Origin of the sequence: Gimesia panareensis (assembly GCF_007748155.1) — a bacterium.
Classification (GTDB): domain Bacteria; phylum Planctomycetota; class Planctomycetia; order Planctomycetales; family Planctomycetaceae; genus Gimesia; species Gimesia panareensis.
Window position 1 is genome coordinate 2,799,207 of the sequence record NZ_CP037421.1, and the last position, 19,172, is coordinate 2,818,378.

Annotated in this window: 16 protein-coding genes and 1 tRNA gene; 10 read left to right on the forward strand and 7 right to left on the reverse strand. The window is 54.2% G+C overall.

The window, feature by feature from the left end:
* Positions 1-107 precede the first annotated feature (107 nt).
* From Enr10x_RS10530 to Enr10x_RS10555, 6 genes are all read left to right on the forward strand, one after another.
* A complete protein-coding gene (locus Enr10x_RS10530) occupies positions 108-1,550 on the forward strand; it encodes a sulfatase family protein (RefSeq protein ID WP_145449017.1) in 1,443 nt (480 codons plus the stop codon).
* A 363-nt stretch (positions 1,551-1,913) separates the two neighbouring features.
* Positions 1,914-2,147 (forward strand): carbon storage regulator CsrA, encoded by a 234-nt coding sequence (csrA, locus tag Enr10x_RS10535; protein WP_145108251.1) that lies wholly within the window; start codon positions 1,914-1,916, stop codon positions 2,145-2,147.
* A 376-nt stretch (positions 2,148-2,523) separates the two neighbouring features.
* Positions 2,524-3,924, forward strand: coding sequence for a DUF1501 domain-containing protein (locus Enr10x_RS10540; protein ID WP_145108248.1), 1,401 nt, complete (start codon positions 2,524-2,526; stop codon positions 3,922-3,924).
* Between the two features lie 140 nt (positions 3,925-4,064).
* Entirely contained in the window at positions 4,065-4,310 is a 246-nt protein-coding gene (locus tag Enr10x_RS10545; RefSeq protein WP_145108245.1) for a LexA family protein, read from the forward strand.
* Positions 4,311-4,365: 55 nt separating this feature from the next.
* A complete protein-coding gene (locus Enr10x_RS10550) occupies positions 4,366-5,166 on the forward strand; it encodes a DODA-type extradiol aromatic ring-opening family dioxygenase (protein ID WP_145108242.1) in 801 nt (266 codons plus the stop codon).
* A 35-nt stretch (positions 5,167-5,201) separates the two neighbouring features.
* Positions 5,202-5,612 carry a hypothetical protein gene (locus tag Enr10x_RS10555; protein ID WP_145449018.1) on the forward strand — a complete coding sequence of 137 codons (411 nt, stop codon included), beginning with the start codon at positions 5,202-5,204 and terminating at the stop codon, positions 5,610-5,612.
* A 158-nt stretch (positions 5,613-5,770) separates the two neighbouring features.
* On the opposite strand, the gene Enr10x_RS10560 is transcribed toward Enr10x_RS10555, so the two are convergent.
* A tRNA-Arg gene (locus Enr10x_RS10560) sits at positions 5,771-5,844 on the reverse strand.
* 303 nt (positions 5,845-6,147) lie between these two features.
* Between Enr10x_RS10560 and Enr10x_RS10565 the strand changes: the two genes are divergently transcribed.
* The gene (locus tag Enr10x_RS10565) at positions 6,148-7,815 is read left to right on the forward strand and encodes a Na/Pi cotransporter family protein (protein ID WP_197997560.1); all 1,668 of its coding nucleotides are present in this window, start codon (positions 6,148-6,150) and stop codon (positions 7,813-7,815) included.
* A 6-nt stretch (positions 7,816-7,821) separates the two neighbouring features.
* Here Enr10x_RS10565 and Enr10x_RS10570 read toward each other — a convergent pair whose 3' ends face one another.
* Entirely contained in the window at positions 7,822-8,922 is a 1,101-nt protein-coding gene (locus Enr10x_RS10570; protein WP_145449019.1) for an acyl-CoA dehydrogenase family protein, read from the reverse strand.
* Positions 8,923-9,054: 132 nt separating this feature from the next.
* Complete coding sequence (locus Enr10x_RS10575; RefSeq protein ID WP_145449020.1) at positions 9,055-10,365, reverse strand: hypothetical protein; 1,311 nt, start codon at positions 10,363-10,365, stop codon at positions 9,055-9,057.
* Between the two features lie 205 nt (positions 10,366-10,570).
* On the opposite strand from Enr10x_RS10575, the gene Enr10x_RS10580 reads away from it, so the two are divergent.
* The 3 genes from Enr10x_RS10580 to Enr10x_RS10590 all read left to right on the forward strand — a co-directional run bounded on the left by Enr10x_RS10580 (position 10,571) and on the right by Enr10x_RS10590 (position 14,587).
* Positions 10,571-11,707 (forward strand): tetratricopeptide repeat protein, encoded by a 1,137-nt coding sequence (locus Enr10x_RS10580; protein ID WP_145449021.1) that lies wholly within the window; start codon positions 10,571-10,573, stop codon positions 11,705-11,707.
* Positions 11,708-12,025: 318 nt separating this feature from the next.
* On the forward strand, positions 12,026-13,423 hold the full coding sequence (locus Enr10x_RS10585; protein WP_232093305.1) for a trypsin-like peptidase domain-containing protein: 1,398 nt from the start codon (positions 12,026-12,028) through the stop codon (positions 13,421-13,423).
* Positions 13,424-13,660: 237 nt separating this feature from the next.
* A complete protein-coding gene (locus Enr10x_RS10590; RefSeq protein ID WP_145108205.1) occupies positions 13,661-14,587 on the forward strand; it encodes a thiamine-phosphate kinase in 927 nt (308 codons plus the stop codon).
* Positions 14,588-14,598: 11 nt separating this feature from the next.
* Here the strand turns inward: Enr10x_RS10590 and rpoN are convergent, their stop codons facing one another.
* From rpoN to dnaX, 4 genes are all read right to left on the reverse strand, one after another.
* Positions 14,599-16,089: an RNA polymerase factor sigma-54 gene (gene rpoN / locus Enr10x_RS10595; RefSeq protein WP_145108203.1), complete on the reverse strand. Its 1,491-nt coding sequence runs from the start codon at positions 16,087-16,089 to the stop codon at positions 14,599-14,601.
* 60 nt (positions 16,090-16,149) lie between these two features.
* Positions 16,150-16,776 (reverse strand): recombination mediator RecR, encoded by a 627-nt coding sequence (gene recR, locus Enr10x_RS10600; RefSeq protein ID WP_145108201.1) that lies wholly within the window; start codon positions 16,774-16,776, stop codon positions 16,150-16,152.
* Between the two features lie 81 nt (positions 16,777-16,857).
* Complete coding sequence (locus Enr10x_RS10605) at positions 16,858-17,211, reverse strand: YbaB/EbfC family nucleoid-associated protein (RefSeq protein WP_145108199.1); 354 nt, start codon at positions 17,209-17,211, stop codon at positions 16,858-16,860.
* 2 nt (positions 17,212-17,213) lie between these two features.
* On the reverse strand, positions 17,214-19,007 hold the full coding sequence (dnaX, locus tag Enr10x_RS10610) for a DNA polymerase III subunit gamma/tau (RefSeq protein WP_145449022.1): 1,794 nt from the start codon (positions 19,005-19,007) through the stop codon (positions 17,214-17,216).
* Positions 19,008-19,172: the final 165 nt, after the last annotated feature.

Sequence of the window (19,172 nt, forward strand, 5' to 3'; positions counted from 1 at the left end):
TGCAATCCTGGCAGCGTCCCGCACCTCACTTGACGTTCCCTGTCCCAGATGAGAAGCTGGAGTCCTGAATCATTGCAATATCTCAAGCTGTTTTAAGGGCTGACACCATGCGCTCCGTGCTCTACGCTTTCTTCATCGTTTTCTGCCTCGTGATCACCCCGGGAATACAGACCGCCCAGGCTGCCTCTCAGCCCAACATCCTGTTTCTGTTCACTGATGATCAGGCTCCCTGGGCACTCGGAAAGTCCGGGCATCCCCATGCGAAGACACCACACATCGACCAGATCTTTCAAAACGGTGCCTATCTGGTGAACTCTTTTACCACCACACCGGTCTGTAGTCCCTCTCGTGCCAGCCTGATCACCAGCCGCTACGGCAGCGAACTGGGAATCACCGACTGGCTGCATCCCCGCACCGAACCGGAGCTGGGATTGAAACCCGATACGGTCACCTGGGTCAAACTGCTCAATGATGCCGGCTATCGGACCGGCCTGATCGGAAAGTGGCACCTGGGTCTGCTCGACAAACAGCATCCGACGCAGTTCGGCTACGACTACTTCATGGGCTTTCGCAGTGGAGGGAACGTCCCCAAAGATCCGACACTCGAGGTCAACGGCAAAGACCAGAAACTCAAAGGTCTGTTGCCGGACATCCTTGTAGATGATGCCATCCGGTTCATCAGCCAGGAATCAGCCAAACCCTTCATGCTCTCGCTGCACTTTCGCGCCCCACACACACGCTGGCTGCCGGTCGCTGACGAAGACTGGGCTCCCTTCAAGGACCTCGATCCCCAGATCCCTAATCCCGACTATCCGGACCTGAATACGAAACGGGTCAAGCAGATGACCCGCGAATATCTGGCCAGCGTCGCCAGCGTGGATCGAAATGTGGGACGCCTGCTGGAAACGCTGAAGCAGCTGAATCTGGACGAGAATACAATTGTGATCTTCTCCAGCGATCATGGCTACAACATGGGACACAACGGCATCTGGCACAAAGGAAACGGGCACTGGGTGCTCAATCACAATCCCCCCGCGACGAAAAATATCCCCAAAGGGCAGCGGCCCAACATGTATGATAATTCCATCCGGGTTCCCACCGCTGTCCTCTGGCCGGGAGTCACTAAGTCAGGACAGATCGTGAAAGGAACCGTCTCCAATGTGGACTGGTTTCCGACCCTGCTGGAGATGGCCCAGGTCGATCTTCCTGAAAATCTGACGATTCGTGGCACAAGTTTTGTGCCGCTCCTGAAACAGGCAGAGGCAACAGACTGGGACAACGACTTCTACGCCGAGTACAGCACGAAACATCAGTCGCACACCCACATGCGGATGTATCGCACACCAGAATGGAAGCTGATTCGCGACTTCCTAAACCCCGAACGGGACGAACTTTATCACCTGACCACCGACCCGCAGGAAGCTACGAATTTAATCAATTCCGACGATCCCCAGGTCAGAAAAATCCGCGACCAGCTGCACCAGAAGATTCTCTCGAACATGAAATCGGTCAATGATCCGGTGCTGAAACAGGAAGAGCAGGGCTCCTGAATCGACAATTTTGTAAAAAAGTCAAAACTGGTCTTGCAAGAAAAATCAAACTGCTATACATTTCGCGCCAGCAATCAACTACTTGCCCGGCAGGAGCCGGCCGCATGCTCGCCGCTGGAGGAGCGAGCCCTTAATAATAAGAGACCCGTGACAGCAAATTAGTTGCTGAATTGAGTCGAACGACTGACTCAATAGTCCATTTGGTTGCCTGATTCTACCACCGAAACGTCCAAGAGTATTTCGGTACACAGAGCGGAACACAATCGATTTACAGATCGACTTGCATCCGTACCCCACCCAGGCAGAATTCGAGTTGTTTCAAACACACACATTCTGTATCGCATTGCAAGAAGGAGTCTTCAAATGTTGGTCTTATCCCGCAAAGTCAACGAAACCATTCAGATTGGCGACAACATCCAGATTACCGTCATCGAAACCCGTAAAGGGGTCGTTCGGCTGGGTATTTCCGCCCCCCGGGAAATTGCGATTTCCCGTCCCGAGCAGGTCAAACAGACTGTGACTCAGGAAACCGCCACACAGGAAGGGATGCGAGAAAACTCTCAGTTTTCCCTCGCCTTTTGTGGCTCGATTTCCTGAATCGGTTCCCTGAAATCGGACAGCTGGAGGAAGCGCTCCCGCGCTTTCCTGCCCCTGTCCGGGCGGCATCCCCACCCCATAGCTCCCCGACCTCCCACCACGACTGACGACGCCCGCCGATTCCTCTGTGTGACCTCCTGAAAATGTTCCAGGCTCTCCCTGTCAGGCTCAACTTGCGCGCCGGCAGGGGGAACCGAACCGGGGCAGCAAATCAGCGGGAAATGCCCAGACACATCAATTTCCACTTGTGTGTATCCTGTTCCCCCGCTAAAATCAAAACTTAACAATCCTGCGAAATTCCTGCACCAGACACCACAACAAACTCCCCGAAGTAATTTGTCGTTCCCGCCTGTATCCACAAGCCTGAGGTAACTTCATGAGTGCTGACCGTTCCGTCTACTGTCCCGGCCCGATGTCACGACGCAGTTTTCTGCAAGCCGGTTACATGGCGCTGGGAGGCATGGGGCTCGCAGATCTGCTGCGTCAGCGTGTGCTGGCCAATGCGATTAATCCCCAGGCAGGGAACCGGGAAGATACTGCCGTGATTTTCATCTGGCTGCTGGGCGGTCCCAGTCATATGGAAACGTATGACATGAAACCGAATGCCCCCAGTGATTACCGCGGGCAGCTCAACCCGATCGCGACCCGGACTCCCGGCATGGAGATCTGCGAACTGCTCCCGCTGCACGCCAAAGTCGCCGACAAATTTTCGATCATCCGCTCCATCTCGCACGAAGATTCACAACACGCCCGCGGCTCGGTCCGCTTTTTGAGTGGTCGTAAAACGCAGAGCGTCAACCCCGTCTCCGAGTTTCCCACGGTCGGACCGATTGTCGCCAAGATGCGCGAGCACCGCCGCGTCGGTGTGCCCAACTATGTCGCCAGTTCTCCCCGCGCGTACGGGGGTGGCAGCGCTTACCTGGGTGAATCCGCGATGCCTTTCGTCGTGGGCGGCAATCCCGGAGCCCCGGGCTACTCAGTCCCCAACCTCTCGGTTTCCAACAGCGTTAAAGACCGCTTGGATGACCGCCTGAGCCTGCTGCAGTCGTTTGACAACTTCCGCAGAGACGTCGATCTGCACGGTTCGATGGAAGCCCTCGACAACATCAACGAACAGGCCTTGGGCATGCTCACCAGCGACAAGGCCCGCCAGGCCTTCGATCTGTCTCAAGAGAGCGACGCCACCCGCGACCGTTACGGACGCCATAAATGGGGTCAGCGGGCACTCCTGGCACGTCGTCTGGTCGAAGCGGGGACCAGCTTCGTCACGATGTACATGAACAACCCCGACATCCCCGGCACCCAGAAAAACCGCATCCATTCCAACTGGGACATCCACGCCATCAACGGCGATCTGTATTACGACTTGAGTGTGAGGATGCCCCCGTTCGACCGGGCCGTTTCAGCCCTGATTGAAGACATCTATGCCCGCGGACTGGACAAGCGAGTGCTGCTGGTCGTCTCGGGAGAATTCGGCCGCACTCCCCGCATCGATGTGAAGCCGGGAACCAAAAGCAAGGTCATGCAGCCGGGCCGCGACCACTGGCCGGGTGCGATGTCGGTTCTGGTCTCAGGCGGCGGCGCTCCCATGGGACAGGTCATCGGCTCGACCACTGCCAAAGGGGAATACGCCAAGGACAACAAGCTCGATCCCAACGACCTGCTGGCCACCGTCTACCACTTCATGGGCATCGACCAGAACCACGAGTTCCTGGACCGCAGCGGACGCCCCATGCCCATCCTGCCGCACGGATCGCCGATCAAAGAACTGATCTGACCAGGCACGTTCAGTTGCATTTTCTGACGCCACCGGATAAATCTGTTCTGGAATTTTGACAGGCCGTCTGTCAAAATGAACGCAGGCCCCGCAGTCCAGAATGGGAGCCTGACTGATTCCCCACAGATCAGGTTAAGAGTATGAAACGACTCACAGTAAAACAGCAGGCGATCCTCAGTTTCATCCGCGTTTACAGGGCCAGGGCAGGGGCTGCTCCCACCGTGCGGGAAATCGGTGCCGCCTTCGGCATCCGATCGACCAATGGCGTTGTCGATCATCTCAAAGCCCTGGAACACAAAGGCCGGCTCAAACGCATCGGCACCATGCCCCGCGGCATCGAAGTCATCGACAACCTGCGGATCCGGTTCTCGGGAACCGTTTCCTGAGAAGGGCGAGTCCCTACGCGACCAGCTCGTTTGTTAGATCATTGGGTATCAGTCCATGACACAACAGATTCCCCAAGCTCTATTCTTATCTCACGGCGGCGGCCCGATGCCACTCCTGGGGGATCCCGGCCATCGTGAAATGGTCGCCTGCCTGCAGCAGATTGCTTCCCAAATCCCCAGGCCCGCTGCGATCTTGATGGTGAGTGCACATTGGGAAGAGAACTTGCCCACCATCACGGCAGGAGAGCACCCGTCTTTGATTTACGACTATTACGGGTTCCCGGAGGAGTCCTATCAAATTCAATATCCCTGCCCGGGTGATCCCTCGCTGGCTAAGGAAGTCGAACGTCTGCTGAAACAAAACGACATCGAAGCCCGCCTGGATGAGACGCGTGGTTTTGACCATGGTATGTTTGTGCCGCTCAAAATCATGTATCCGGAAGCCGATGTGCCCTGTGTCCAGATGTCTCTGGTAAATACGCTCGATCCACTGCAACACATCAAAACAGGCCAGGCCCTTCAGTCGCTTCACCAGCAGAACGTACTGGTGGTCGGCTCAGGATTTTCTTTCCACAATTTAGATGCCTTCTTCTCAGCCAGCACTCCGGAATCAGAAAAAATGAACCGGTCTTTTGAGGACTGGTTAGTGGAAACGTGTTGCAGCCCGGATTATTCGGAAGCAGAAAGAATGCAGAGACTCACAGGCTGGGCTGATGTCTATGGCGCGCGATTTTGTCATCCCCGGGAAGAACATCTACTGCCGCTCCACGTATGTTACGGGGTCGCTCAGGCCCCCTGCAGAGATTATTATGAAATCAATATCTTGAATAAGAAGGCAAGTATGTTTCTCTGGTGAGTCAGTTGACCTTCGTCGTGATACGGACGCGTCCCATGAACAGTTTGCAGAAGCCCTCCGGCGAGACGCCCGCACGAAGCCGTGTACTGCTGACAGTTCAGATTCTGCTCACACTACTCACAGGTTCCTTTGCTTTACTTTCCTGGTGGAACGACTCTGTTTATTTCTGGAGACTCTATTCCGGACTGTTCGCAGGCTCATTGACTGCGCTCATCTTCCGATCGGGGTGGCTCATTCCTTGTACTGTTTGCGGTACACTTTTTGGAATATTCCTCGACCCCACGATCAAAGGGGGTACGATCGATTCCCAAATGTGGGAGACAGTATCCAGTCTCTGGAGCGGTGTAATCGCCGGGGTGGTGTTTGGCTTTGCGATCAATACCACATTGACTGCCACTGAGAACGAATCCGAGAAGGAAACCGACAACGGCAGAGATTCCGCATAATGCAGCGATCCACTGAAGAGGGCTGACTACAAGAGAAGCAGATTCTCAGGAACAGCCAGTTGAACAGGAACCCGCTCAATTTCGGGAAACAGAAGCGACGGCAGACCATTCCGGTCTCACCTCAACAGGCCCTCATAAGCATCAGGCCCAGGCAAAAGTACCCCCGGCTGGGCTCGAACCAGCAACCTCTGGCTTCGGAAGCCAGCACTCTATCCAATTGAGCTACGGGGGCCTGCGGTACCACGTAAACGTTTAAACACATCTACTGGCGGAATTTCGCGCGGAAATCGTTCTAAAACCGCTTAAGAACTGATTTACCGTTCCTGAGGCAATCCTACAAGGATCAACGGCAATATTTTAGCAGTCTCTGCCAAGACAGGCCGCTCACTCCCTTGTATTCTCACCCGATCTTCATAATAACTATGCGAAATATTAACATTAGCTTCACATTCAAAACAGCATCCGAACACCATTAAACGCCCTCATTTTTCAGAAAAAAAGGGGTGTGACATCAACCACAGGATCCAGAAACAACATGTTTGAAATGACGACCACCCTCATTGGCGGTCTGGGAATCTTCCTCCTGGGAATGAAATACATGTCCCAGGGTCTTCAATCTATTGCCGGCGCCAGTTTGAGGCGGCTGATTGGCGCCGTCACGAACAATCGACTCCTGGCGACGATTGTTGGTTTCATGGTCACCGTACTGGTCCAGTCCAGTTCTGTGACAACCGTGATGACCGTCGGGTTCGTCAACGGGGGGCTGATGTCTCTGACTCAGGCCATCGGCGTGATCATGGGCGCCAACATCGGCACCACCGTCACCGGTTGGATCCTGGTGTTGAAGATCGGCAAATACGGTCTGCCAATGCTGGGGATTGCTGCCTTTGTCTATCTGTTTTCCAAGAATGAGCGGCTGCGCTATCTGGCCCTGGCAATCATGGGGGTCGGCATGGTCTTCTTTGGATTACAGCTCATGAAAGAGTCCTGTAAATTCATCCATGAGATGCCCGAGTTCCGTGAATGGTTCCTGCATTTCCAGGCAAATACATTCGTGGGCGTCTTCCAGTGCATGCTGGTAGGCTGCATCCTGACCGTACTCGTTCAGTCTTCTTCTGCGACACTGGGGATTACAATCTCCCTGGCGTCCAGCGGTCTGATCCCCTTCGAAACCGCAGCAGCACTCGTGCTGGGAGAAAATATCGGGACCACGGTCACCGCGCTGCTGGCCTCGATCGGCACCACCACCAATGCCCGGCGTGCCGCCTATTTCCATTTTCTGTTTAACATCGGCGGCGTCCTCTGGATTTCGACGATCTTCTTCTGGTATGTCAAATTCATTCCCTGGTTGATCGACGTGGATGTCACCAAAGAAGTCGTAGTCAACGGGGAAGTGACCTTTCCGGAAACGGTTACCGCTATCGCCGCCACGCATTCCGTATTCAATATTCTGAATACGCTGGTCTTCCTGCCGTTCGCAGGTCATATCGCCACGCTGCTGACCAAAATCGTCAAGGACAAGCCTCAGGAAATCTCGCACCTCACCAGCCTGGATATCCGCATTCTGGAAACGCCTGTCCTGGCCATTGAACAGTCGCGGGGCGAAGTCATCAAAATGGGCATCCTCTGTGATGAGATGGTAGAGATCCTGAAGCGGCTGCTCTCCCAGGAGACTCCCGATCCGGTGGAGGTCGAAGTTCTATTCAAGCATGAAGAGGAACTGGACCGGATGCAGGATGAAATCACCAGCTACATCACGCACCTGCTGGCCATGGACCTGTCACAGGAAGTCATCGCCGAAGGACGCTGCCAGCTGCGGATGGCGGATGAATACGAATCGATCAGCGACTATCTGCAACGCATCGCCAAGTTCCGGCTGAAATTGAAAAAGCAGGGCCGCAGCTTTGATGAACCGCATAACGATTCCTTACTTGAAGTCCTGGCGATGGTCGAAGGTCAGCTGCACCAGGTCACCGAAGCCTACCAGCATGCCGAAAACCAGGACATCGTCGCAGCTACCGTGCAGTCCGGCAGTGAGATCAAAGACAAAGTGAAGTCACTTTCGAAAGAGCATCTGGACTACCTCTCAGAAGAGAAGGTCGATCCCTACATCAATGTCTCTTACACTTCGACGCTCAATGCCCTCAGACGTGTCAGGGATCATATCGTCAATCTGGCGGAAGCCATGGCGGGTGAAAAATAATCCGGCTCAGTCGAGGACGCAGGCGAACTCCCGCATATTGGCATGCACCACCGGTTGGGGACAGGACCAGACGAGGAAGAACATCGCCTCGCGGATCGCCCGTTCCGCCGGATGACCTTTGACGAATCCCGCCCCTTTGACCGCTGCCAGCAGTGCCTGGGAAGCACGCAGCACCAGTGAGTTCGACCGCTCGCGGATCTTTTCCGAAAACGTGCCGTTGAGGGTCCCAGCCTGCAGGGTCTCGAACATTTCCTGGTAGATGCCCGTGCATTCCGCATGCAAAGGCTGAAAAATCTCCAGCAGTTCGGGGCGTTTTTCGGTCTCTTCCTGTAACCGTGCGATCGCCCGGCGGGCGACGCCCAGTGCCAGTGCAGAGGTCGTCAGCGAACCGGCGCCCCCCTGACCATCGGGCCGTTTCATAACCTGCTCCACAGGGCCGGCAATGAGATGTGCGTCCGGAATCTTTACCTGGTTCAGCTTGACCGCGCCTGTGTGAGATCCGGTCATCGACAGCATCTCGATGGGTGACTGGGGATCGACCCCGTCAGCAGAAGTATCGACCAGCCCCAGAATCTGGGTTCCGTCGTCACACACACCACCGGTCACGATATAGTCTGCATGCACGGCTCCGGTAACCCAGGGAACGAAACCATCCAGAACCCAGCCTCCCTCAACCTGTCGGGCACCGACGGTCGGCTTTTTCAGATGCTGGCGGGACGTAGTCAGATGTGAAATCCCCACCGTGGCAAACTTCGCACCGCTGACCAGTTCTTGAAAGACAGTGGTCTTGAAATCAGTATCGGCCGACCAGTTGATCCGCTGACAGGCTGCGTTGAACTGGGTCAGTACGAATGTCGTCGTCAGACAGGCTTCTGCCAGCCGGATGTAGCCGTAGGTCATTTCGATCGAATCAAAGTCGGCCCCACCGAATTCGACAGGAACATTCCAACCCAGCACTCCCGCCTCTTTGAGGGCCTCCCACGCATCAGCAGGCCAGTTCAGCTCTGCACCTTCGCGTTCAGCCAGCCGGGTCAACACGGTGATCAGCTGGTCAAATTCCTCAGTAAACCGTGAGGGCGGATTTCCGTTCGATAACTCTGCAGACATCAGACGACTCGTATTTGAATGTAAAATAGTGATAGACGATGTCTCTCATTTTATAAAAAAAGCCTCATACCCGAAAGTATGAGGCTGATTTCGTCTCCCGCAGACTGCAGGATCTCGCATGCTGCAGCGGAATCAGTTACAGGTCGAACAGGCTGGTTCACAGACCTGAACCAGTACTTTTTTCGGCACACACCGGCAGACCTGAACCGGAACTTCTTTTTCGACGGTGTAGGGGATACAGACCGTGTAGGACTGTTGCACCACACGGGGAACCCGCTTGCAGACGGTCACTTTGCGAGTGCAGGTTCGCTGCTCGGGCACACAGACCGTGTAGTTCACCTGGCGTGTCTTTTCCTCTTTCACGAAGGAGCAGACTTTCACATCACAGGTGCGGGTTTCCTGGCGGCAGAGCTTGACCTTGTAGGTAAACTGCTGAGGCACACATTTGACATCGCAGACTTTGACAGTCCGTGTCCGTGTCTCAGGCCGACAGAGTTGAACCATGTAAGTATATTTTTCCGGCACACAGACGGTCTCACAAACCTGGACTGTCCGAGTCCGTTTTTCCAGTTTGCAGAGTTGTACTTCATAGGTATAAGGCACCTGCTCGCACTGCTGCTGGTAGGAAGTGTACTCGACTTTCTTCTGGACCATCTTGGGAACCCAGACCCGCTGTGTGCAGACGGGAGTGCAGGCCGGCTGACAGCAGTCGCCACAGGTTCCACAATTGCCGCAGGCGGGGGCAGGGCAGCAGGTCTCAATCGGACGGTCTTCCCAGTGTCCCTGATCTTCACAGACAGTCCGAAACCGCTTGACCGGTACGCACTTCATGACGGTCCGCATGCAGGTCCGCTTTTCGGTATAAGGCACGTTGACAGTGTAATCCTGCTGGACATCTTTGGTAACGACCTTCTGCACCATCCGGGTGGCGGTACATTGCTTTGTGTAAGGCACATTCACCGTGTATTCCTGCTCGACGTCCTTCCAGAACCGTTGCTCGACCATGCGGGTACCAGTGCGGTTTTCATAGTAGGGGACGTTGACCGTGTACGATTTCTGGGACGTTTTCCAGATCGGCTTGCAGACCACATACTTCTCAGTCCGGGTGCGGACTTCAGGCACGTACGCCGTATAAGTCTGAGTCACTTCCTGGACTTCCGGCACGTTGTCATAAACGGTGACATCGCGCTGACGGGTTTCCGTCCGGTAAGCGGTGCAGTGCACTTTGCGGGTTTCGGTCACCATCTCCGGTACCATCACGGTGCGTTCCACCGTTTTGCAGGCGGGTTGACAGGTGATCGTCGCACAAGGGTCGCATCCGCTCACACAAGGAGCAGAATTCACACAACACAACTGCGATCGACACTTACCTGCCTCAACTGCAGTGGTCATCATCATGATGGCTGCAGCAACACATGCGAATTTGAGTATCGATTTCACCATTCCTCCCCTTTCAATCGTTGGTCTGTCATCGTTGTTCTGGAAATCAACGTATCCGCAAATTCAGATCACTCTGGACTCGATTTCTCTGAATTTTGAAAACATTTGTACGCGCACCTAGGATACCATGTTAATATAGGAATTCTATAGAAAATATCAATTATAACAAAAAACTAACAATCAGTAATAACTTACGGCCTCCCACTCCATGTCTACCTATTTGACCACTACCACCGGTTCCCGGGCCTGCCAGCTCTTGATTCTGGGGAGCATGCTCTTTTGTACCGGCATCTCAAAAGCAGCCGAAAACCAGAAACTGGCCCCGCATACGCGGATTGTCACTGCCAGGGAGGCGGATCTGAAAACCGGCGCGGGCATCAAACAGAAGCTCAATCCCGGTGAAGTCGTTCTGGTCACCGAAAAAAACCAGGAATGGCTCTGGGTTCCCCTGCTGGGGGGATGGGTCAGGGAGAGCGATGTCCGAATCCCAAAGGATCTGGTGACTTACCTGGACAAAGCCATCAAAGAAAAACCGACCGTGGAACGGTACCAGTTAAGAGCGATCGCCCGACAGGAATTAAAACAATACGAGGCAGCCCTGGCTGATGTGGAAGCGGCATTGAAACTGAACCCGGACAACGCCCATCTGTTTATTAACCGGGCCAGCATCAGACGTTTACAGCAGGAGACTCGGCTGGCCCTGGAAGATCTGAATCACGCAATCGAACTGGCACCACACAGCGAGCACGCCTTTCAGCTGAGGGGCATGCTCTATCTGGAGGACCATCAGCCCCAGTACGCGATCAGGGATTTCGATCAGGCTGTCAAATTGAACCCCAGGTCGGTCAATGCCCTCAATGCACGGGGCATCGCGCATCTGGAGCAGGGGAAACAGGATCTGGCACTGAAAGACTTTGACCAGGCGATTAAGCTCAACAACTTCGTATCGCAAGTATTCTGCAACCGGGCCGGGGTCTGGCAGGAAATGAAACAATACGGTTCGGCGATCAAAGACTACCAGCGGGCCAGCGAACTGAATCCGCTGTCTCCCATCGTCCATAACGATCTGGCCTGGCTGTATGCGACCTGCGAAGATCCTGACCATTTGAACCCGGAAGCTGCCATCCTGCATGCAAAACAGGCGTGTGAACTGACAAACAACAGGGATGCCAACATGCTGGACACATTAGCCATTGCTTATCTGAAGAACGAACAGGTCTCCCAGGCTGTCAAAACTCTGGAGATCGCAATCCAGAATGCGGATGCAGCGAATAAATCTGAGTTGCAAAAGAAGCTCGCAAATTACAAGAAAAAGCTGGAAATCGTTCAAGATCAACAGGATTGAACAACCTGAACACCAGTCGCAGCCCGATTCCAGCTCGAAAAGACGAATCCCCCTGCGTCCACCCGGCCCGGCATGAGACTTTTCCGATTTTCCCATTCATAATCACTCATTCTGCGCCCGGACAACCCGCACACCTTACCTAAAGTTACGCTGTGTCAACTAGGTAAACTATTCCAGAGAGACTGTTCATAATTAAGACACCAAAGAATTCATTCCGATACCCAGTTCTACGGAGCATTGATGGATCGCCTCCGGTCGGTAGATGGAACTAGGACACGCGAGTAATCGCACCGCCACCTCGATGAACTGAGCCACCGAATGATTAAGTGCTTTTATAAACTCACGCTGTGCACTCTGATTCTTGTCACAGGAGCTGGTGCATTATGTGAGCAGAGTGTAGCCTCCGATGTACGGAAAACGCCCCTTGTCCGCGCCATTGAGCGTGCGAAAACGTCTGTGGTTAATATCCACAGCGAGAAAACTGCACGCACCGACGATTCCCTGTTTGGCTCCGGTAAGAGCCGTAAAGTCAACGGCATGGGAACCGGGATTGTAGTCGATCCCCGCGGATACATTGTCACCAATCACCACGTCATCGATGGAGTCGATTCGCTGCGTGTAACCATGATTGACGGCAGCACCTACAACGCCCGCATCGTCTCTTCCAACCAGAGCGAAGACCTGGCGATTATCAAAATCAATCCGAACAAAAAACTGACTGTCATGCCTCCCGGAACATCCTCAGACCTGATGCTGGGAGAAACTGTGATCGCAGTCGGCAACGCGTTCGGTTACGAACATACTGTGACTTCCGGCATTATCAGTTCCCTCTCACGGGACGTGGAAGTCAACGAGAAACAATCCTACAAAAACCTGATTCAGACCGATGCCAGCATCAATCCGGGTAACAGTGGGGGACCGCTGCTCAACCTGGATGGCGAAGTGGTAGGCATCAATGTCGCCATTCGTGCCGGTGCCCAGCGGATTGGTTTTGCCATTCCGATCGACGACGCCCGCAAGATCATCGCCGACCTGATCAGCACCGAACTGCTCGATCATACTTACCATGGAATCATGGCAAAAGACATCAAGCAGGGTGATAAGCAGATGCTGGTACTCAAAACCCCTGCCAAAGACAGCCCTGCTGAAAAATCGGGACTTCTGAAAGACGACATCATCATGAAAGCCGGTTCGGTCAATGTTGTTGACCGGGCCGACCTCGAACGTGCCTTCATGGGCCACAAGGCGGGAGACACGCTCGACCTGTTAATCCGTCGTGAGGATAAAACCCAGACGATACAGATCACACTGGCAGACGTCGGCAACGTAGCTCGGACCTCACCAGTCAGTGCTCCTGTCGTACGAGCTCAGAACAATGAAATCGCCATGGACCCCACGGCAGAGAAAACCTGGGATATCCTGGGCATCAAACTGGCCAAGGTCCCCGATTCACAGAAGCACCTGCTGAGCCCCCGCTATGAAGGTGGCATGCTGATCGAAGACGTTCGTCCCCACAGCCCTGCCGCAATGAACGGCATGCGACGTGGTGATATTCTCGTCGGACTACACATCTGGGAAACCGTGAATCTCAGCAACGTGTCCTACGTGCTGAGCAATTCAAAACTTTCCAGCTTCAACCCGCTCAAGTTCTACATCCTCAGAAAGAACGAAACGCTGTACGGACACCTGCCACTCAATCTGGCCGGCACTCCGTAAGCGACTAAAAGATCCATCATTCAGTTCATTAACTGGATCCATCAGCCCGGCACACTCTTTGTAGAAGTGTGCCGGGTCTTTTTACATCCTGTGGTTCCTTCCCTGCTGCTTCGTAGAGAATCCGCACCAAGGCCCCTCGCCAGCCTGCCCCCCGGTCTGCTATGATGCATGCCTGCCGAAGATTGACAATCAGTTCGAATCTTCACTGACCACAGAAACCCGCATTCAGAAACTCTCATGGCTGCTGCCTTCAACGAATTTGAACTGATCGACTGGATTCAGTCACGCTGTCCAGTTCCCCCTCACGACCTGCTGAGCATCGGTGACGATACCGCAGTCGTACCGCCCCAGCCGGGCAGGGAACTGCTGCTGGCAACCGACATGCTGATGGAAGGGACACATTTCACGTTCCCTCCCGCCACTCCCGAGCTCGCGGGTCGCAAAGCACTGGCGGTCAACCTGAGCGATATTGCCGCGATGGCGGGAGAGCCCCATTCGGCTCTGGTCAGCCTGGCGCTGCCTCGCTCGCGGGGTGCGGATTTCGCCAAAGCGGTCATGCAGGGCCTGATCGATCTGGCCAAAGAATATCGAACCGAAGTCATCGGCGGCGACACCAACAGCTGGGAAGGCCCGCTGGTCATCAATGTCGCCCTGCTGGGTACGGCACCACAGACAAAATCAATAATGCGTTCGAGTGCTCACGCCGGCGACTGGATCTTCGTCACCGGAGAGCTGGGAGGCAGCCTGGCCTCACATCACCTGACATTTACTCCCCGAGTCAGGGAAGCCGCGATCCTGAAAGAAACGGTCTCCCTGCACGCGATGATCGATATCAGCGACGGGCTGGCTTCCGATCTGCAACACATCTTGACCGAATCTGGTATGGGTGCAGTGATCAGATCGCAACAAATCCCCATCAGCCAGCGCGTCTCCTCAGAACTGTCAGCTGCGGAACGGCTCCAGAAAGCGGTCTCCGACGGAGAGGATTTCGAACTGCTGTTTACCGTCTCCCCGGAAGAGGGACAGCGGTTGCTGGAACAGAATCCGCTCGCCATTCCGCTCACACATCTGGGAGAAATTACGTCAGAGGAGGGGGCGTTCCTCGAGAAAGAAGACGGCTCCCTCATTCCACTGGAACGGACGGGCTGGCAGCATCAGCTCTGAGCCTGCAGACGTTAATACTCACGCCGCTGTCGGGATGAAGGAATATTCATTGCTTTACGATACTTGGTCACGGTCCGCCGGGCGAGGTTGTAACCTTCCTTCGCCAGAGCATCGACCAGGGCATCATCAGAAAGAGGTTTACTCTTATCTTCCCCGTCGATGATCTCTTTCATCTTAAGACGGATAATGCCCCAGGCCACGTCTTCGCCATCCGAAGTTTTGGTCCCGCCGCCAAAGAACCGTTTGAGCGGATACAGGCCCCGGGGCGTCTGGATCCACTTGTCGTCGACAGCCCGCGAAACGGTTGTCACGTGCACGCCCACCACATCTGCAATCTGCTGCATTTTGAGGGGCACAATGTATTCCGGACCGTTATCGAGAAAGTCGGTCTGAAAATCGACAATCGCCTGCGCCACCCGTTTCAAGGTACTGTGCCGCTGTTCGATGGCTTCAATCAGCCACTTCGCCGCGTCGATCTTTTTCTTGATGTAATCTTTGGTCTGATCGTCAGTCTTATTGCGGAGCAACTGGGCATACCGTCGGCTGATGCGCAGAGGCGGTGTATACTCGTTTTCGAGCTCGACCACATATTTGCCGTTCTCATCCCGCTTGACAAACACATCCGGGGTGACTTTCAGCACCGGTTCCGATTCAAACCCGCGACCCGGAAACGGATCCAGATACCGCAGATAGGACATCGCATTTTTGATGGTTTCGATTGAATAGCCGGTTTTACGCTGAATGACCGGCAGGCGATTCTGCCCCAGGTCTTCCAGATGTGAGGTAATCAGGGTGACCAGTACATCGCGATAAGGGGCGTCCGGCTTGAGTTGCAGCAGCAGGCATTCTTTCAGATCCCGGGCACCGACGCCCGGAGGATCGCATTTCTGGATCAGATGCAGGGCCGTTTCGGCTTCTTCCTGCGAAATCGGTTTCCCGTAGACCTGCACGACTTCAGCCAGTGAACTTTGCAGGCGACCGTTGTGATCCAGGTTCTGAATCAGGTATTCACCGAACTCCTTGATCTCTGGAGAACAGGAAAAGTAGTGGAACTGTTCCAGCAGATACTCATTGATGGTCTGCTGCCGTTCCGAAATATTGGCCACCGCATCATTATTGCGCTCGATGTCTTCGCTGATCCGGTTGGAGGAAGGCTTGGTCGCGGAGGTCACATTGTCTTCCGGCCACTGTTCGGCCATCTCCAGCAGCCGCTCAAAATCAGACTCGTTGTTCGTCTCACTGCCGGCGACCATCTCTTTTTCATCGAGCTGGTAACTGTTGGCGTCCTCGTCGGCCTGATTCCGCATCAGCTCGGTTTCGGTGTCTGTCGTCCCCTCTGTATCGCTGACCCGTTCCAGGCAGACATTCTCCGCAAGCTCCTGGTCGATTCGTTCTTCCAGCGCCTGTAAAGGGAGCTGCAGAATCTCCATCGACTGGATCATCCGGGGAGCCAGCTTCATCTGCTGGCCCAGTTTCATTTGTTGTGAAATATTCAGATGCATAAATTATCCGAATTCAAACTCAGCCTGGTTAATAAAAGAAAACAAATGAAATTGAAAAACCTAAAACCTTTGTCGTCCCTGCAGGGCGTCCGCCAACATCTCTTTATTCGCAAATTCCAGCACGCTCCCGGAGGCGATCCCCCGAGCCAGTCTGGTAATCTCTACATTTTCGTGTTCGAGCAGATTGGAAATATAAAGTGCAGTCCCGTCTCCCTCGAGTGTCGGGTTGGTCGCCATAATGATTTCGGTCACGCCATCCTGTTTGACCCGCCGGACCAGGGCATTGATCGTCAGGTCATCGGGGCCAATCCCGTCCAGTGGAGAAATCCGCCCCTGCAATACGTGATACACGCCCTGGAATGAACTGGTCGCTTCCAGGGACACGACATCCCGGGGCTGTTCGACCACACAGACCAGTTTCTTGTCACGCCGGGGATCCGCACAAATGCTGCAGACGTCCTGTTCGGTCAGATTAAAACAGATCGAGCAGGGGTGGATCGCCTGTTTCACCTCGATGATGGCGTCCGCCAGCTGTCGAGCCTCTGCTTCCGGAATCGACAAAACGTAATGCGCCAGTCGTTCCGCTGATTTGCGACCGATTCCAGGCAGCGTGGCAAACTGATCAATCAGATTTCCTACGCTCGAACCATAAGGATGAGACTGGCTCTCTCTTCCACGAAGCGACATAAAAATGAACTCTTCAAAATAAGAAATCAATGAACGCGAACCAGCAAACCTGGCTGGAAATCAGGGGAGGGGAAAGACAGCCTACGTATTGGGATTGAATTTAGACAATGCTTCATCGAGGCCGGGAATATTCAAACCTCCTGTGATTTGCGCCATTTCTTCTGCAGCGCCTTCCCGGGCTTTTTCCAGTGCTGCATTGGTCGCTGCCGTGACCAGATCTTCGAGCATTTCTTTATCACCGCTCTCCAGCAGTGTCTGGTCGATCTTCACTCCCAGAATTTTCTGCTGGCCGTTCGCTTCGACCGTGACCATGCCACCACCGGCAGCACCTTCAAATCGCAGTTGGCCCAGTTTTTCCTGCATCTCCTGCATCCGTCCCTGCATTTCCGAAAACTGCTTCATCATGCCGGCGAGATTTCCCAGTCCTTTGAACATGGCTATGAATCCTCTTTTTTCTCTTCCGTTTTGACTTTTAAAACATCCACTCGCACGCTCTGGGCATTGAAAACCGTCAAGGCTTCCTGCAGGAACTCGTCTGAATCAGGCGCTAAATCACGCTTCTCCACCCGTTTCTTCTGTGCCTGTGGGGATCGATTGTTATTTTCATCTGCGTCCTCTTCTGCACTCACGGATTCCTGGACGATCAGGCGAATTTTGCCTCGTATTCCCGTCAGTTTCTCCAGTGCCGCTTCGAGACGGGCCAGCATTTCCGGCCGTTCGCAGTACTGTTTGGCAAAATTATAGCTCTTAGAGAATTGTAAATCCAGCTGTTTCGGCCCAGAAATTGCTATTGACGCCACTCCCTTAAGGGAATCTTTCAACAGATCCCCTGTATTTTCAATTAGTTGCGACAACAACAAACTTTCCATCCCTGCCCGAAAAGGAATGATCTTCTGTTCAGGAGTGGGGCTCTCAATTGAATTTGACGCTACAATCGATTGATTTTCATTTTTTTTTTCAATTTTTTTTTGATCGACAGCTGGTTCTGGAACCGATCGAGAAGCTGTTTCCGGCGGCCGGGATGGTGTTGGAGGGGCCACGGGAGCTGCTGAGACGGCAGGGCGGGAGGGCGCTGCCATAGCGGGGACAGCACCACCTGATTTCATGAAGGCACACAACTGGTCGAGATCTTCCAGCAGAGAAATCCGAATCAGTGCCAGCTCCACCAGGGCACGACCGTGGCTGGCCCGAAACATCTTATTCCGCGCCTCATTCAGGATCTGAAATGCCGCCAGGCAAGTGTGAATGCCCCAGTTTTCAGCCTGTCGCTGCAGACTGGCCCGATTGTTTTCCGAGATCGCCAGCAGGGTGACTTCATTCGCCCCGCTGGCGACGACAGACAGATCCCGCAGATAATTCAGCAACTGATCGACCAGTTCATTTAACTGCACGCCAGACGTCAGTGCCGCGTCAAACAAAGACAGGGCCACATCCCGCTGCCGCTGCATTAACGCATCCAGCAGTCCGATCAGCCGCTCATCACTGGCGGTTCCCAGAATCCGGTGCACGCCCTCGGCAGTCAGTTCCGCTTCACCGAAAGAAAGCAACTGGTCGAAAATAGACTGGCTGTCCCGCATCGAACCGCCGGCGCGACGGGCCACCAGCTGAATCGCCTCATCAGAAACAGAAACTCCTTCCGCTTCCGCGATCTGTTTCAGCCGAGCACAGATACTCGTTTCTTCAATATAACCAAAGTCAAACCGCTGACAGCGGGAGAGAATCGTATCGGGCAGCTTGTTGGGCTCGGTCGTACAGAAGATGAATTTGACGTTCGGAGGCGGTTCTTCCAGCGTTTTCAGCAGGGCATTGAAGGCCTCCTTGGTCAGCATGTGGACTTCGTCGATGATATAGATCTTGTATTTCGATCGCATCGAACGCACATTCACATTCGCCCGCAGGGAGCGGATATCATCGATCCCGCGATTGGATGCACCATCGATCTCCAGCACATCGACATCGCTGCCCGTCGAAATATTCTGGCAGATTTCGCATTCGCCGCAGGGAATCCCGTCCTGCGTGTTGGGGCAGTTCAACGCCTTGGCCAGAATCCGGGCCATCGACGTTTTTCCCACACCCCGGGCACCGGTAAACAGGTAAGCGTGTGCCACCCGGTCCCCCCGAATGGCATTCTGCAGTGCCTTGGCCACCATTTCCTGCCCCACCACTTCCGAGAAGTTCTGCGGACGAAAACGACGGGCCAGCACCGTGTACTGTAGCGATTGTTTGGACATGCTTAACTTCAGAAATTGAAATCAAATAGAGGCGTTGTTGGGCAAACGGCAATCGACAGACTGCTCAAGCATCTACAATAGGTGACTGCGGTTTGTTTATCCAGTGAGAGAGTAGCTCTGATTGAGATCTGTATCGCGAATCAACAGGGGGAATGAAAACAGGGG

Excerpts from the sequence above, each read along its gene's own strand:
- csrA (WP_145108251.1), top strand. The coding sequence starts at position 1,914 with ATGTTGGTCTTATCCCGCAAAGTCAACGAAACCATTCAGATTGGCGAC.
- Enr10x_RS10590 (WP_145108205.1), top strand. The coding sequence starts at position 13,661 with ATGGCTGCTGCCTTCAACGAATTTGAACTGATCGACTGGATTCAGTCA.
- Enr10x_RS10580 (WP_145449021.1), top strand. The coding sequence starts at position 10,571 with ATGTCTACCTATTTGACCACTACCACCGGTTCCCGGGCCTGCCAGCTC.
- Enr10x_RS10530 (WP_145449017.1), top strand. The coding sequence starts at position 108 with ATGCGCTCCGTGCTCTACGCTTTCTTCATCGTTTTCTGCCTCGTGATC.
- Enr10x_RS10570 (WP_145449019.1), bottom strand. The coding sequence starts at position 8,922 with ATGTCTGCAGAGTTATCGAACGGAAATCCGCCCTCACGGTTTACTGAG.
- rpoN (WP_145108203.1), bottom strand. The coding sequence starts at position 16,089 with ATGCATCTGAATATTTCACAACAAATGAAACTGGGCCAGCAGATGAAG.
- Enr10x_RS10575 (WP_145449020.1), bottom strand. The coding sequence starts at position 10,365 with ATGGTGAAATCGATACTCAAATTCGCATGTGTTGCTGCAGCCATCATG.
- dnaX (WP_145449022.1), bottom strand. The coding sequence starts at position 19,007 with ATGTCCAAACAATCGCTACAGTACACGGTGCTGGCCCGTCGTTTTCGT.
- Enr10x_RS10605 (WP_145108199.1), bottom strand. The coding sequence starts at position 17,211 with ATGTTCAAAGGACTGGGAAATCTCGCCGGCATGATGAAGCAGTTTTCG.
- Enr10x_RS10565 (WP_197997560.1), top strand. The coding sequence starts at position 6,148 with ATGTTTGAAATGACGACCACCCTCATTGGCGGTCTGGGAATCTTCCTC.
- Enr10x_RS10585 (WP_232093305.1), top strand. The coding sequence starts at position 12,026 with ATGATTAAGTGCTTTTATAAACTCACGCTGTGCACTCTGATTCTTGTC.
- Enr10x_RS10545 (WP_145108245.1), top strand. The coding sequence starts at position 4,065 with ATGAAACGACTCACAGTAAAACAGCAGGCGATCCTCAGTTTCATCCGC.
- Enr10x_RS10550 (WP_145108242.1), top strand. The coding sequence starts at position 4,366 with ATGACACAACAGATTCCCCAAGCTCTATTCTTATCTCACGGCGGCGGC.
- Enr10x_RS10540 (WP_145108248.1), top strand. The coding sequence starts at position 2,524 with ATGAGTGCTGACCGTTCCGTCTACTGTCCCGGCCCGATGTCACGACGC.
- recR (WP_145108201.1), bottom strand. The coding sequence starts at position 16,776 with ATGTCGCTTCGTGGAAGAGAGAGCCAGTCTCATCCTTATGGTTCGAGC.
- Enr10x_RS10555 (WP_145449018.1), top strand. The coding sequence starts at position 5,202 with ATGAACAGTTTGCAGAAGCCCTCCGGCGAGACGCCCGCACGAAGCCGT.